The organism is Actinopolyspora lacussalsi subsp. righensis (assembly GCF_900116555.1).
Classification (GTDB): Bacteria; Actinomycetota; Actinomycetes; order Mycobacteriales; family Pseudonocardiaceae; genus Actinopolyspora; species Actinopolyspora lacussalsi.
The window spans coordinates 1-14,251 of the sequence record NZ_FPAT01000010.1 but is presented as its reverse complement, the minus strand read 5'-3'; the positions used below and the strand labels follow the sequence as shown (position 1 = coordinate 14,251).

Below are 14,251 nucleotides of genomic sequence, written 5' to 3'. Positions count from 1 at the left end.
CATCGGCGTGAAGATCGCCCGATGACGGATGTGGGATCGGCGGCTCGGTTGGAGCGGGTGGTGCTGTGGCGGAACCTCCCGCACGGCTCTCGCTGCGGGTGCCCCGACATCGAGTAGCCACCTACGCCACGTCGGGACCGTCCTCGCGAGAGCCGCACGCGAGAACCCGCGGCGGTGCCGATTGCGAGGACCGGCTTGGTCGAGATATTCGGCTCCGTAACCGAGGCGGAAAAGTACGAGGCTGGACCGATACCGCGTCAAAATACGAAGAACCCGAATCGAAAAGGATCGGATCGGGAGTGGCGACTACTACTGTTCGGTAACCGATATGTCCTACGCTGCGGGCATGACGCAGCCCGGAGAGTCCGCAGCCGACTTCGCCATCCCGGCGATCCACCAGGTCAGCAACCAGCCGCCCCCGCTGGACGACTTCGATCCGCTGGACTGCGACCCGGCGCTGCGGGAGGCGCTGGCCGAGCACGGCCAGTCGGAACGGATCGAGGAACTGCGTCCGCTGGCGCGGCAGGCGGGCTCCGCCACGGCACGTGAGCACGGCAGGCTCGCCAACGAGCACCCGCCGGTGTTGCACAGCCACGACCGCTACGGCCACCGCATCGACGAGGTGGAGTTCCACCCCTCCTGGCACTGGCTGATGGAACGCGCGGTATCCGAGGGGCTGCACGCGGCACCGTGGGCACCGGACGCGCCGGAAGGGGCGCACCTGCACCGCGCCGCCGGGTTCTACCTCTGGTCGCAGGCCGAGGCGGGCCACGGCTGTCCGATCTCGATGACCTTCGCCTCGGTCCCCGCCCTGCGGCACAGTCCCGAACTCGCCGAGATCTACGAACCGGGACTGCGCGCCACGAACTACGACTTCGGTCTCCGTCCCGCCGCGAACAAGCGCGGTCTGCTGGCCGGGATGTCGATGACCGAGAAGCAGGGCGGCTCGGACGTCCGCGCCAACACCACCACGGCCGAGCCGCTGGCCGACGGCAGCTACCGGATCGTCGGGCACAAGTGGTTCACCTCCGCACCGATGAACGACCTGTTCCTCACGCTGGCGCAGACCCCTGCCGGGCTGAGCTGCCTGCTGGTTCCCCGGGTGCTGCCGGACGGCACGCGCAACGCGGTACGGCTGCGACGGCTCAAGGACAAGCTGGGCAACAAGTCCAACGCCTCGGCCGAACTGGAGTACGAGGGCGCGATCGGCTGGCTGATCGGCGAAGCGGGACGCGGAGTGCGCAGCATCATCGACATGGTGTCGATGACCAGGATGGACTGCGTGCTCGGTTCCGCGGCCAACATGCGCGTCGCGCTCTCGGAGGCGGCGCACCACGCCGCGCACCGCGACGCCTTCGGCAGCACGCTGAACCGAACCCCGCTGATGCGCGCGGTCCTCTCGGATCTGGCGGTGGAGTCGGAGGCGGCCGTCGGCCTGGCGATGCGACTGGCGAGCGCGATCGACCGGGGGCAGCGCGGTGACCGGGCAGAACTGGACCTGCTGCGGTTGGCGCTGCCCGCCACGAAGTACTACGTCTGCAAGCGCGCCCCCACGGTGATCGGCGAGGCGCTGGAATGCCTGGGAGGCAACGGCTACGTCGAGGAGTCCGGCATGCCCAGGCTCTACCGGGAGGCGCCGCTGCTGTCCATCTGGGAGGGCTCGGGCAACGTGACCGCGCTGGATACCCTACGAGCGCTGCACAAGCAGCCCGACACGGCCGAGACGCTGCTGGCCGAGCTGGACCGCGCGGCCGGACGGGACGAGCGCTACGACCGCTCGTTGCGAAAGCTGCGGGAGGAACTGGGCGAACCGCGCGAGGAACGGGCTCGTGCCCTGGCGGAACGGCTCGTGCTGACGTTGCAGGCGAGCCTGCTGCTGCGCACCGCCCCTACGGAGGTCGCCGAAACCTTCCTGGCGACCCGGCTGGACGGTGACGGCCACACCCTCGGCGCCACCGGCACCCGATCCGATGTCCTGCTGGACCGGGTCACTCCCCGCAAGGACTGAAGCCGCCGAACTACCACCACTCACGCGGTCGTCGCCGCCTCGATACCGGAGCCGACCACGACGAGAGCCGCGCGGTAGGCCCCGCCACCCGACTTCGGGGCGGCGTCAATTTCCCACGAAATCGCCGCGCCGCTACGACGCGGAGCCGAACCCCCACCACTCCCGCAGGTCGAACTCCGGCCACGCCCGAAGTCGGCACCGCCGCGGGTTCTCCCCTGCGGCTCTCGCGAGGACGCCGGATACGTTGTGTAGGCCGCTACCCGAGGTCGCCGGACCCGCAGCGAGAGCCGTGCGAGAGGTTCCGCCAAGCGACCACGCATGACAACCGAGCCGCACCCCTCACCCGAAGGAAGGAAAGAGCTCCGGTGCTTCAGTGGGCCACCGTTGGGCGATCACGTCGAGCGCCTCGTCCCCGAACGGGTTAACCCCGCGCCCCTTGGCCAACGAGTGGGCCACGTGCACGTGCAGGCACTTCACTCTGCCGGGCATCCCGCCCGCGCTGACCTCGGTGCCGAGCGGTTCGAGCGCGTCGCGCTCGGCGAGGTACTCCCGGTGCGCACGGCGATACCGCTCGGCCAGCTCGGTGTCGGTGGCCAACCGCTCGGTCATCTCGCGCATCAGCCCCTCGGACTCCAGCGTGGACACCAGGGTCACCAGCCGGGGCGCGGTGAGATAGTACAGCGTGGGGAACGGAGTCCCGTCCGGCAGCCGGGGGCTGGTGCGCACCACGGTGGGTTCGCCCGAGGAGTCGCGGGTGACCACGTCACGCATTCCCCTCGGCGGACGACCCAGTTGGCGCCGCACGATCAGCCGGTCGTCCTCGGTCGCGGTGGGCTCACCGCTCGGGTCCACGCCCGACACTGTCACTTCCCCTCTCCCGTGAAGGTGTTCCACATCCGCTGGTACCACGGTTTCGACTCCGGAGCGGCCTTCTCCTCGGACTGCTGCTTCTCCTCGGAGGGCAACTCGACGATGTAGGGCGTTTCGCCCGGCCGGACGTAGCCGAGGCGCTCCCGCGCCTCGGCCTCCAACCGACTCGGGTCCGACAGTTCCGCCTTCCGCTCCGACAGCCGCTGCACCTCCTCGCTCAGCTGCTGCTCCCGCTGCTCCATGTCGGACAGCTCGTCGAGCTGCCCGAGATACGTGCGCAGCGGGACCGAGACGCTCAGCGCCATGGCGCACACGAGGGTGGCCAGCACGGCGGCCCGTCTGGTGGAGGAGAGCTTGAACGCACCACCGGTGCCCGCCGGGGTCCGGGCCCCTCGGGGCCCGGACCTCCGACGCGGCGCGGTCCTGCCGTCCGAGTCACCGCGCGGGCGCCGCGCACGCGTCGACTGCCGGGTACGGCTCGTGCCGTCCGCCTCGTTCCGTCGATCGCGTTGTGCCGGTCGCCCGGTCGGCATGGATCACACCTCCGCGCTGAACCTGGGGAAGGCCAATTCACCCGCGTAACGGGCGGCGTCGCCGAGGTTCTCCTCGATGCGCAGCAACTGGTTGTACTTGGCCACCCGCTCGCTGCGGGCGGGAGCACCGGTCTTGATCTGGCCGCAGCCGGTGGCCACCGCGAGATCGGCGATGGTGGTGTCCTCGGTCTCGCCGGAGCGGTGACTCATCATGCTGCGGTAGCCGCAGGAGTTCGCCAGGTTCACCGCGTCGAGGGTCTCGGACAGCGTGCCGATCTGGTTGACCTTGACCAGCAGCGCGTTGGCCGCGCGCCGGTTGATGCCCTCCTCCAGCCGCTCCGGGTTGGTCACGAACAGGTCGTCACCGACGATCTGGACCTTCTCACCGATCTCGGAGGTCATCCGGGTCCAGCCGTCCCAGTCGTCCTCCGAGAGCGGGTCCTCGATCGAGACCAGCGGGTAGGAGTTGAGCAGCTCGGTGTAGTAGCCGATCATCTGCTCGGCACTGCGCTTGGCCCCCTCGAACTGGTAGACGCCGTCCGAGTAGAACTCGGTCGCGGCGACGTCGAGCGCCAGCGCGACGTCCCTGCCCAGCTTGTAGCCCGCCTTGTCCACGGCGGTGGCGATCAGGTCGAGCGCCTCGCGGTTGTTGGGCAGGTCGGGTGCGAAGCCGCCTTCGTCACCGAGTCCGGTGGCCATGCCCTTGCTCTTGAGCACCGACTTCAGCGCCTGGTAGGTCTCGGCGCCCCAGCGCAGTGCCTCCGAGAACGAGTCGGCCCCGATGGGCGCGATCATGAACTCCTGCATGTCCACACCGGTGTCGGCGTGTGCGCCGCCGTTGAGGATGTTCATCATCGGCACCGGCAGCACGTGCGCGTTGGGGCCACCCACGTACCGGAAGAGTTCGAGCCCGGTCGACTCGGCTGCCGCCTTGGCGGTCGCCAGTGAGGCACCGAGCATCGCGTTGGCCCCCAGCCTGGACTTGGTCGGAGTGCCGTCCAGGTCGACGAGCTTCTGGTCGACCACGCGCTGTTCGATGGCCTCCACGCCGACCAGCTCCGGCCCCACCTCGTCCAGCACGCCGGCCACTGCCTTCTCCACGCCCTTGCCGCCGTAGCGCTCGGCGGCACCGTCGCGCAGCTCGACGGCCTCGTGTTCGCCGGTCGATGCTCCGGAGGGAACGGCAGCGCGGGTCAGCGTGCCGTCATCCAGGGCCACCTCGACCTCGACGGTGGGGTTGCCCCGCGAGTCCAGGATCTCGCGAGCGCCGACCTGCTCGATGATCGCCACGTGTGCTCCTAACAAGCTTTGTGAATCCGAGACGCCACGGCCCGCCGCGATGCTTCCACCGGCGGTCCCGCCGGTGCGGGCCGGGCGCCCGACGACTGCCTCCGAGCCTAACCGGGCGCTCTGATCGTCCGCCGCAGGCTCGCGGTCAGGCTCCCGGCATATGCGACGAACGCGCCGATCCGACGGGTGATCACGGGAACCGAGTTGGCAACATCCGACCGAGCACTATGGCGGAACCGTCGATCGAGTCGTACCGTTGGTGTGGTAATGAGGGCTGAAGGTACCGTAGAAGCTTTCCGCAAAGCGGAAACCCTTGTGTCGCAGCGACGCCCGCTGGAGGCGTTACGCGCGCTCGGTCCGGTGCTCGAAGAGGATCCGGACAAGCCGAGCGTGCAGCTGCTGGCAGGACGCGCGTATCTGTTCTCGGCGCAGTTCCAGCGTGCCGAACTGGCGTTCCTGCGAGTCATCGAACTGGACCCGTCCGACCACTATGCCCGACTAGTACTGGGAAGAACCCTGCAACGGCAGGGCAGACTGAACGAGGCGCACACCCAGGTGCGGTTGGCCACGACCATGTACCCCGATCCCGCGTACCAGGAAGTACTTGGAGAGATCCGAGCGCACATCGCTCGGGTCAACGCGACCGAGTGACGTATCCCACCGCCAACACGACAGTCCCGCGTCGAGTAGCGCTCCACACCGCATCGAGCAGTGCTCCGGGAATCCCGCTGTGCCCGTCGAACGTGGGGCCCTCTCGGACGCGTCCGAGCCGAACCCCAACCACTTACGCAATCGACACCGCCGCGGGTTCTCACGGGTCGTCTCGCGAGGACAGCCTCGACGTGGCGTAGTAACTACTCGATGTCGAGGATCCCGCAGCGAGACGGCCCGTGAGGTTCCGCCAACCGCACCGCCAAGCAGACCGAGCCGCACTCCCGACACGACGTCATTCGTCGCGGCTACCCGCTTGGGCGTATCGCTCGGCCAGGCTGAACACCTTCCTGGCGTAGGAAACCGAGTTGTTGTAGGACATCACGCCGGACCACCAGCCGTCGCCGCTGCGCATGTCGCGCCCGCCGGCGCACAGGTAGCGCGCGGCGGCCATCGCCGCGTCGTCGAGGTTGTGCGGGTCGCCGACCCCGTCGCCGCTGCCGTCGGTGCTCCACTTCGCCCAGGTGGAGGGGATGAACTGCATCGGCCCGACGGCGCGGTCGTGGACGGTGTCACCGTCGAGTACGCCGTCGTCGGTGTCGGTGATGGCACGCACGTCCTCGCCGCCGTCCAGCGGCACTCCGATGATGGGGCTGGAGGGAACCGCGTCGGCGCCGAGCCTGCGTCCGTTGTAACGGCCGTGGTCCGACTCGACCCGCCCGATACCCGCCAGGGTCGCCCAGTCCACGCCACACTCCGGGGAGCGGCTGCGCATGGCCAGATCGGCGTTCACATAGGACACCAACGCCCGGGACGGGACATCGACGACGGCGGCCACCTCGTTGGCCCAGTCGCGCACCGGGTCCTCGCCCGATTCGTCGCCGGGTTCGGAGGCGGTCCCGGACCGGCCGGGGGCGCTCGATCCCGGTTCCACCGGGGCGGGTTCGACGCTCTGCCGCGCCAGCGGGGGCGCCTGCGGCGCGGCGGACGGTTCCCCGAACACCGCCACCGCACCCACACCGAGCACGGTGCTCGCCACCGTGCCCACCGCGAGGACGCCGCGTCCGGCGACGGCCAGCACCGCGCGCGACACCGAGCGGGAACGCGGGTGCTTCGACGAAGCGGATTCGGTCACTGCAACAGGTTAGGCGACTTGTCCAGCCGTACCCGACCTCCGTTCGCGGCGGTCCGGATCCTTGTTCGCATCGGCCCGGAACGCGATCTTGCTGTGGGAGACTGAAATGTCCTCCGCGTCCGGCACGCGGAGCGCGAAAACCGCTCGATCGCGCGCCCGAGGAGTCGAAGTGTCGGACGACCTGTCCGTCGCGAACGCGGCGGCGCGAAACCGCGTCAACGGTGCGCTGTGGAGCGGCGCGGCACTGCTGCTGGCCGCCACGATCGAGGAAACGGGATTCGGGTTGGCGGACAGCGATCTCCCGCTGCTGCTCTGCTGCGGCTGCGCCGTCCTGCTCACGCTCCACCTCGCCGACACGCGGGACGGCGGGCTGCGGCGAATCGGTGTGCTGACGCTGCCGTTGCTGGTGGCCGGTTTCGTTCTCGTCGCCGCCCCCGACCTGCTGCAGCGGATGACGCTCTGACCGGCGACAGTAACGATCGTCCGAGCGCGCCCCGGAGAAACGAGCGGAACCGGATTCCTGCGGCCGGTCGAGCACGAATTCGGTTGTACCTAGTCGACCGATGAGGCAGGATTCGCTTCACCGCATCGGTCCGAGGGCCGACGGGGGCGACGACTGAAGGAGGTGTGCCATGACCGTTCTCATTCGTGTCACGCAGGCAACCATCCGTTTCCTCCTGCCCGCAGCTCTTCTGACCGGTAGCTGACACCCCGGACCACACAGGGTGCTCGTGGCGGCAGGCTGACGGAGGAAGAGCGCGACCTGCTCACCGCACTGCGCGAGGAACCGCCCGCCTCCGGACTTCCCGAGGATGCCGACCGGTGGTCCACCTGGGACACCGGTGAACGCGGCCCGCTACCCCACCCCTCTTGGTTGGTCACCGAGCTCGCGGCCGTGGATCAGGAGCTCGGCGTGCTCAAGACCGGCAAGGAAGCCGACGTCGAACTGATACGCCGCTCGGTCCCCGGAACGGCACGCGAGTGCCTGCTGGCGGCCAAGCGCTACCGTGCTCCGGATCACCGGCGGTTCCACCGCGATGCCGAGTATCTGGAGGGCCGCCGGATGCGCAAATCACGGGAGAACCGTGCGATGTCGGTCAGCAGTTCGTTCGGGCGCGGTCTACTCGCCGAGCAGTGGGCCGTGGCGGAATTCCGCGTCCTGGGCGAGCTGCGCTCGGCCGGAATACCCGTACCTTATCCCGTCCAACGCGTGGGCACGGAGGTACTGCTGGAGTTCGTCGGCGATGCCGACGGCTCTCCCGCACCCCGGCTGGCCGAACTACGCCCCACACCGGACGTGCTCGAGGACTTGTGGATACAGACGCTCTCCGCGTTGTTCGGACTGGCCGAGCAGGGTCTGACGCACGGTGATCTGTCCTGTTACAACGTGCTGGTCCATAACGGGGAGATAGTTCTCATCGACCTGCCCCAGGCCGTGGACGTGGTCGCGAATCCGTCGGGAACGCGTTATCTGGAACGCGACGTTCGCAACATCACCGACTGGTTCCGATCACGCGGACTGCCCGAGGACCGCATCGACTTGCCGGAGGTCTCGCGGTCGCTGTCACAAGCGGCTCGACTGTTGCCCCGGTAACGGTTTCACCGGGACCGCTCAAGACCCGGCGGGCGGCGGGTGACCAGTCACGAATCCCGAACTTACGCCCTACTGCTTCCGCAGGAGTTCGCGGCTGCGCTTGCCGTAGTCGTCGGCGTGGTCGAGCACCTGCTGCACGTACTCGCCGCTGGCGTTGTACCGCAGCACGGCGTCGCGGAACTGCTCGGCACGGCGCAGGTCGCTGCCCGAGTCGCAGAGGTAGTAGCCCGCGGCGAGCGCCGCGTCGTCGAGATCGTCGGGGTCCGCCACCCCGTCGGCATCACCGTCGCGTCCCCAATCACGCCAGGTGCTCGGGATGAACTGCAGCGGGCCGACGGCGCGGTCGTAGACCGTGTCGCCGTCCAGCTCCCCATCGTCGGTGTCGCGGATGAGCCGCACGCCCTCGCTGCCGTCCAGCGGGATCCCCCTGATGGGTGGCTCGGGGCGGGCGGTGCTGTCCAGATCCGAGCCGCCGTAGCGGCCGTGACCGGACTCGACGGCGCCGACCCCGGCGAGCACCGACCAGCTCAGCCCGCAGTCCGGTCTGGTGCGTTCCAGGGCCAGTTCGGCGTAGCCGTATGCCTCCAGCGCGGCCATCGGGATGTTGAGCTCGTCGGAGAAGTTCTCGGCCCAGTCGGAGAGCTGCCGCTGCGGGCGGGAAGTCGCGGCGGGATCGGCGCCGCCGGGTAACGGGCTCACCTGGGGTGGCTGCGCCCCGGCACGCGGTGGTGCCGTGGCGCTGGGCAGCCGGGACCGATTCTGCTGCCCGCCGTTGTCCAGCAATCCGGCCAGCAGCACGAGCACTGCGAGCATCGCCAGTCCGCTCAACAGCACGAGCGGCGAGTCGGATGCTTTCCGTCGTCGCGGCACGGTGGCGGACCTCCCTAGGTCACTGAACTGTTACCCGACCCACCGGATCCGGTGGAGTCGCCGGTCACGGGTGAAAGATCTCAGCCCGGTTCGTCGATTTCACCGGTTTCGTCGGCTTTTGGCCAGTACTCGCGCCAATCGGATTCGGACAGCCGCGCGGGATCGGCTCCCGAGGTGCGCGCGCGTGCCTCTGCGGTCCGGATGCGTCGGTCGAAGGCCAGCGAGGCCGCGCGCAGCGTGTCCTCCGGGTCACCGCCGTCACGTTTCGCGCGTGCCACGGCGTCGAACAGCTCGGCTCCCGGATGGGAGTCGTCGCCGATCAGCTCGGCCGGTATCCCGGCCCGCTCGGCGCGCTGCACGAGCTTGGCCGCCAGCGCCGCGGCCGGTTGCCCGTGCGCCACACCGTCCACAGCGGACTCGCGTTGCTTCTCGCGCTGCTTGAGCTCCTCCCACCGCGCGTGCTGCGACTCCGCGTCGTGCACCGAATCATCGGTGGCGAACACGTGCGGGTGGCGCGAGACGAGCTTGCTCACCAGCTCGGCCGCCACGGTGTCGACGTCGAACGGATCGGCCGCGTCCTCGGCCGCCACGCGAGCGTGGAACAGCACCTGCAGCAGCACGTCACCGAGCTCCTCCCGCATGGCACCGCGGTCGGAACCCTCCAGGGCCTCCAGCAGTTCGTAGGTCTCCTCGACCAGATAGGTGCGCAGCGACTCGTGCGTCTGCCGCGCGTCCCACGGGCAGCCCCCGGGGGAACGCAGCCGGTCCATGACCGTCACCGCGTCCAGCAGCTCGACTCCCGGCGGGGGCGCCGCCCGCACCTCGCGGGCTCCCGCCGCCAGCAGTTCCCGCACCGCTGCCGAGTGATCGTCGGGTGCGACCAGCACAACCGGCTCGCGGGCGGCCCGACGCAGCAGCTCGGCGTGCTCCGGCGGCGCGGCGGCTCCCAACGAGTCACGGGTGGATTCGGCCAGTCCGGGATCGGCGTAGACCTCCCCCGCACCACGCAGCCAGGGAACCGCCTCGGCGGGCACCACGTCCCCGAGGCGGTCGTCCACCAGCACCACCGCGCAGCCGTCGACGACGGAGGGGCGGGATTCACCGACGGCACTCATACCCCGATTGTTCCAGCCATTACTCGATCATGGTGTGCCCTCGATCGACCGGAAAGCTCAATCAGGCCCGGCTCTCCCGCTCGGGGATGCGGAAACCGCTGGTCTGGCCCTCGTCCGGTGCGACTGTGAGTTCCAGCGAGTCCCAGACCCCGTAGCGCGGGCTGAGCTCGACCCCGACGCGTTGCGCGGTCAGGCCCAGCAACCGCGATCCGAAGGCCTGCGTGAGCTGCTCGCCCTGACTGCCCAGCGAGGGTGTGCTCGACTGGCCGTCACCGTTTCCGGTGGTTCGTTCGGTGATCCGCGCGACGAGCCATTGACCGGCACTCTGCCTACCGGGTCCGGGGAAAGCGAGCACCGTGCCCTCGTCGGCCGCGAACAGCGGCGTCTGGGCGGCGAAGCTGAGCGCTCGTGACGCGCTGAGCTCACGCCCCGAGCCCGCGGGAACCCCTTCGGACCTCTCCTGCCGGATCAGTTCGGCGGCCTGTTCCGGGCCACGAGCCATGCGGTTCGCCTTGCGCTCGGCCTCGGCGCGGCTGGTGGCGCTGGTGTAGTCGAAGACCACCGAGGTGCTCGTCAGGTGCTTGCTGCCGAGCTTGCGCATCAGCACCAGTGAACGCGCCACGGAGCGGACCTCGTCGGCCGTGAAGATGGTTCCCTCGGTGGCGGCCCGCGCACCGCCCCGCTGCTGCGCCCACTGGGTTATCTCCTGCTCGGAGACCCGCAGGTTCTGGCGGCGAGCGGCCACTTCGGCGAGCTTCTGCCGCACGGTGAACGCGGCTATCTGGCGTGCCAGCTCGTCCTTGCGTCCCTGCTCGTCGAGCTGTTCGCGCAGTTGCGGGCGCTCACCGACAACCGCCTCGAACCGCTGCTGCACCGTGCTCACCGGGATGGCCTGGTCACCGACGAGCGCTGCCGAGCCGATCTTGGAAGGCTGGGAACCACAACCGGCCAGCAGGCAGGCCGCGAGCAGCGCGATAATCAACCGTGGGCGGGCGATGACTGATCTCACAAGGGTCACTTTCTCACGAGCACCCGGGTGCTGTCCGTAAGCCCGCTGTGATCATGCTCGCTCACCCTCCGTACAATCACCGGGGATTCAGCGGAACCGGCCCAGCTCACGCAGCTCCCGCAGGAAGACGTCGGTGGTCGCCGGGTGGAGGTGCAGCACCGGCTCGTCGTCCTCGTCGCGCTTGATGATCGTGAGCAGCGCCCCCTCGGGGCCCGCGTAGTAGTTCAGCGGATACTCGCACTCCCGCTCGGTGCCGCGCGAGACGTACTGCGAGCGCACGGCGCGCAGCGCGAAGTCCAGCGGCGGCGCGGTCAGCCGTTCCAGCAGCCGGTGTCCCGGCGAGGTCGATCGCGTCCGGGTTGGCCGCTCGTCGTCCGGGGCGTCCGGGTCGTTCGATTCGTTCTGGTCGGACCGGGAAGGGCGGTCGCGGTCCGGCACGGTGTGTCGGGCGGGCGGGGGCGGCATGGTGGTCGCTGCTTCGTCCACCGGTGGCGCGTCCGGCAGCAGTCCGGCCACTGTGGACGGCAGGGCGTCGGGCTCGACCGGTTCGAGCAGCACGCGTTCCTGCTCCACGGCGGCGAGCACGGCGAAGTCGTCGGCCTCGACCACTTGGAAGCCGCCGCGTGTGGCCCCGGCGTCGGTGCGGATGGAGTACCAGCCGTAGATGCGGCGCTGCGGTGTGCGCAGCAGGCGGATCGTGTCCCGCAGCGCGCCGATCGGAGTATTATTCCTGGTCAAACCCGCCTGGCGCAGTTCGGCGTTGGCCGCCTCGACGATCGCCGCGCGTTCGCGGTGCGTGGCGCCCGGGGAAACGCCCTCCAGCCCGGCCGGTTTGGCGGTGCCCGCGCCGAACTCGTCGTGGTGCAGCACGTCGTAGGCGGCGTAGCTGAGCATGACCGGTTCGGTGATGACGCGCTCGAAGCGGGGACTGGACACACTCACCTCTCGACCTCTCGATGCCGCCCCCACAGCACGAGTATTACATCCGAGGCGGTTGCCCGGGGGAGGTTCGGATCACACTCCGAGGTGAGTTGTCCGTGGTTTTCCCGCGAGATTCGCGCGCCGCACTTCCCGGGACGGTGGTTGACGGTGGGATTCAGGAGTTCGGCGCGGTCCGGAGCACGGTCTGTCCGACGAGGTGTGACGAAGTGGTTCTCACGACGCGCTCGCACTGCTAACATCCCAGCGCAGTGAGTGTAGGCCCCGCACGCGCGGGGATGGACCCACCTGTTCCCAGTGCTCGAACTTCTCCCGGTCGTAGGCCCCGCACGCGGGGAGAGACACAAAAAGCGTCCCCGGATCGCTCCGGGGACGCTGTGCTTTTCGCTGGGGTTCAGCTGAAGCGGTCGGTCTTGACCGCGTTGAGGAACGTGCTCCACTGCTGGCTGGTGGTGGCGAAGTACCCGGCCGAGCGGTCCTTGGTGTCGCGCACCGCCGCGCCACCATCGAGACAACCGACTTCGACGCAATCAGTTTGGTTACTGGAACGGCTGGACTTTCGCCAACTGTGCGGAATCTGCGGTAAAGTCACGCTGTACTCTCCAATCGGTTGGCCACCGTGGTGATGTGTTCGACTGAGTCCGCCGGGCTCATTGCCACCCGGTCGAGATGATCTCTCGCGTCGCGGAACGCCGCTACGTCTTCCTTGTCTCGCAGTGTGGCACTTGACCTGTGGTGTTCCAGATGAACCACAGCATCGGCCTTGGTGAACTCCAACAACACGAACGGCCCGGTGTGCGCCGGAGTCCAGCCTGCTTCAACCGGAATCAAACGGATCTCGACGTTCGCGAGTTTGCCCAGTTCAGCGAGATGAAAAAGCTGATCTACCTGGGTTTCGAGATCGCCGATCCGTTGATGAAGTACGGATTCGAGGATGAACGCGACGTAGTTGGAAGGTGAACGTCGACGAGTGATGATGTCCTTGCGCCCCAGTCGCATGCTGACCCATTTGTCCACGTTTTCTGTCTCGCTCCCGACGATGGACCGCACGTAGGCGGAAGTTTGTGTGAGTCCGGGCATCAACACAGGCGACACGTTGGTGATCGTGGCCGCATTGCGTTCGTACTCCAACAGTGCGGCGAGTTGATCTTGCTCACCGGTCGATCCCACAGATACCGAGTTCGGTGGTTCGGCGGCTGCTTCACGTGCCATCTCTGCCAACCGGTCCCGCTCCGAACTGGAGAGCCCGAGCACAGCACAGATCGCCGAGACCGAATCCGAGGAGGGGACCCGCGCCCCGTTCTCCCACCTGACAAGCACCGAGTGGGACAAATCCAGTCGCTCGGCCAGATCACGCATGGTCATACGCGCTTGCGTGCGCGCGTAGCGCAGCTCGGAACCGAGCAAGTAAGCACGCGGCGCCGGGTTCGTGGTCTCGGCCATGTCACCAAACTCTAGTGCATCCAGGCTGCGCAAACAGATCACTCGAACGAGCGATTGATCTCGTGGTCCCGGTACATGGATTATTTGGTACCGGGACCAAACAACAGAAGGGAATCTGTGGCATGCCGACCAAATACAACGTGCGTCATCCGGGTGTTCGGGTGTGGTGTGGCAACGAGTGGGGGTGGTCGTCGTCGTTGCTGGTGTGGATCTCGTGGTGGTCGCCGGGGTTGATTCGGATCGAGACGCCGACGGTGTTTCACCGGACGGTGTGGACGGTGGATCAGGCCGTCGAGCTTCGGGATGTGCTCACTACGGCGGTGCGGGTTGGGGGTGAGTCGCGGTGACCAGTTATGCGGGCAGGTTGGGCATGTGGCTGGCCCATGAGCAGTGGGAACTGGAGCAGGCTTCCTACGACATTCCGGCCCGGCAGGCCACCCCGAGGCAGTGCGCCGAACTCGCCGGAATATTGCAGCGGCTCTCCGACGAGCTGCGTGACTACGCCGCCGCGCTGGCCTTCGGCGGCGGCAATCCCCCGGAGTCCGGCTCGATCGACCCGGACGAGTTCCGCAGGCGGGGTGAGGCGGAGTGAGCACGCATCCGGCGATGCTGCTGACCACCGCCGTCGTGCTAGCCGGGACGGCGATCGTGCTGGGCGGCTGGGGCAACCGGGTCAGCTACCGGCCCCGCCACGCGGGCGGCAGCGGCCCGGCCGCCCGCAGGCTGGCCGCACTGCGGCTGGAGTCCTACTTCCGCGACGAACAACCCACCACGGAGTTGATCGGCTGGCCGCT

At 68.5% G+C, this 14,251-nt stretch carries 15 protein-coding genes and 1 pseudogene; 6 read left to right on the top strand and 10 right to left on the bottom strand.

Annotated features, from left to right (window positions below):
- Positions 1-346 precede the first annotated feature (346 nt).
- Positions 347-2,008, top strand: coding sequence for an isovaleryl-CoA dehydrogenase (locus BM394_RS16885; protein ID WP_245780257.1), 1,662 nt, complete (start codon positions 347-349; stop codon positions 2,006-2,008).
- A gap of 339 nt (positions 2,009-2,347) precedes the next feature.
- On the opposite strand, the gene BM394_RS16880 is transcribed toward BM394_RS16885, so the two are convergent.
- Genes BM394_RS16880 through eno form a run of 3 tightly spaced genes read right to left on the bottom strand, consistent with a single transcriptional unit; the run spans position 2,348 to position 4,701 of the window.
- Positions 2,348-2,875 carry a DUF501 domain-containing protein gene (locus BM394_RS16880; protein WP_175530139.1) on the bottom strand — a complete coding sequence of 176 codons (528 nt, stop codon included), beginning with the start codon at positions 2,873-2,875 and terminating at the stop codon, positions 2,348-2,350.
- Positions 2,872-3,411 (bottom strand): FtsB family cell division protein, encoded by a 540-nt coding sequence (locus BM394_RS16875; protein WP_092979612.1) that lies wholly within the window; start codon positions 3,409-3,411, stop codon positions 2,872-2,874. Before BM394_RS16875 ends, BM394_RS16880 begins: the two co-directional genes overlap by 4 nt.
- A gap of 3 nt (positions 3,412-3,414) precedes the next feature.
- Complete coding sequence (gene eno / locus BM394_RS16870) at positions 3,415-4,701, bottom strand: phosphopyruvate hydratase (RefSeq protein WP_092979611.1); 1,287 nt, start codon at positions 4,699-4,701, stop codon at positions 3,415-3,417.
- 267 nt (positions 4,702-4,968) lie between these two features.
- On the opposite strand from eno, the gene BM394_RS16865 reads away from it, so the two are divergent.
- Positions 4,969-5,352, top strand: coding sequence for a tetratricopeptide repeat protein (locus BM394_RS16865; protein ID WP_092922616.1), 384 nt, complete (start codon positions 4,969-4,971; stop codon positions 5,350-5,352).
- A gap of 295 nt (positions 5,353-5,647) precedes the next feature.
- Here BM394_RS16865 and BM394_RS16860 read toward each other — a convergent pair whose 3' ends face one another.
- Complete coding sequence (locus BM394_RS16860) at positions 5,648-6,487, bottom strand: lytic transglycosylase domain-containing protein (protein WP_092979610.1); 840 nt, start codon at positions 6,485-6,487, stop codon at positions 5,648-5,650.
- Positions 6,488-6,656: 169 nt separating this feature from the next.
- Between BM394_RS16860 and BM394_RS16855 the strand changes: the two genes are divergently transcribed.
- Together BM394_RS16855 and BM394_RS16850 are read left to right on the top strand one after the other, a co-directional pair.
- Positions 6,657-6,950 carry a hypothetical protein gene (locus tag BM394_RS16855; protein WP_139235250.1) on the top strand — a complete coding sequence of 98 codons (294 nt, stop codon included), beginning with the start codon at positions 6,657-6,659 and terminating at the stop codon, positions 6,948-6,950.
- Positions 6,951-7,190: 240 nt separating this feature from the next.
- On the top strand, positions 7,191-8,081 hold the full coding sequence (locus BM394_RS16850) for an RIO1 family regulatory kinase/ATPase domain-containing protein (RefSeq protein WP_092979608.1): 891 nt from the start codon (positions 7,191-7,193) through the stop codon (positions 8,079-8,081).
- 69 nt (positions 8,082-8,150) lie between these two features.
- Here BM394_RS16850 and BM394_RS16845 read toward each other — a convergent pair whose 3' ends face one another.
- From BM394_RS16845 to BM394_RS16820, 6 genes are all read right to left on the bottom strand, one after another.
- Entirely contained in the window at positions 8,151-8,894 is a 744-nt protein-coding gene (locus BM394_RS16845) for a lysozyme family protein (protein WP_139235254.1), read from the bottom strand.
- Positions 8,895-9,031: 137 nt separating this feature from the next.
- Positions 9,032-10,066 carry a nucleoside triphosphate pyrophosphohydrolase gene (locus BM394_RS16840; RefSeq protein WP_092979607.1) on the bottom strand — a complete coding sequence of 345 codons (1,035 nt, stop codon included), beginning with the start codon at positions 10,064-10,066 and terminating at the stop codon, positions 9,032-9,034.
- Positions 10,067-10,127: 61 nt separating this feature from the next.
- The gene (locus BM394_RS16835) at positions 10,128-11,075 is read right to left on the bottom strand and encodes a SurA N-terminal domain-containing protein (RefSeq protein WP_092979606.1); all 948 of its coding nucleotides are present in this window, start codon (positions 11,073-11,075) and stop codon (positions 10,128-10,130) included.
- An 87-nt stretch (positions 11,076-11,162) separates the two neighbouring features.
- Entirely contained in the window at positions 11,163-12,017 is an 855-nt protein-coding gene (locus BM394_RS16830; RefSeq protein ID WP_092979605.1) for an ESX secretion-associated protein EspG, read from the bottom strand.
- A gap of 391 nt (positions 12,018-12,408) precedes the next feature.
- The gene (locus BM394_RS16825; protein ID WP_092979604.1) at positions 12,409-12,606 is read right to left on the bottom strand and encodes a DUF397 domain-containing protein; all 198 of its coding nucleotides are present in this window, start codon (positions 12,604-12,606) and stop codon (positions 12,409-12,411) included.
- Positions 12,603-13,457: a helix-turn-helix domain-containing protein gene (locus BM394_RS16820; protein ID WP_092979603.1), complete on the bottom strand. Its 855-nt coding sequence runs from the start codon at positions 13,455-13,457 to the stop codon at positions 12,603-12,605. The genes BM394_RS16825 and BM394_RS16820 overlap by 4 nt, the downstream gene beginning before the upstream one ends.
- A gap of 343 nt (positions 13,458-13,800) precedes the next feature.
- On the opposite strand from BM394_RS16820, the gene BM394_RS16810 reads away from it, so the two are divergent.
- Positions 13,801-14,049: a hypothetical protein gene (locus tag BM394_RS16810; protein ID WP_092977188.1), complete on the top strand. Its 249-nt coding sequence runs from the start codon at positions 13,801-13,803 to the stop codon at positions 14,047-14,049.
- Positions 14,046-14,251 (top strand): annotated as a pseudogene (locus BM394_RS16805) (hypothetical protein); the annotation flags it as partial. The gene BM394_RS16810 and the pseudogene BM394_RS16805, both read left to right, overlap by 4 nt.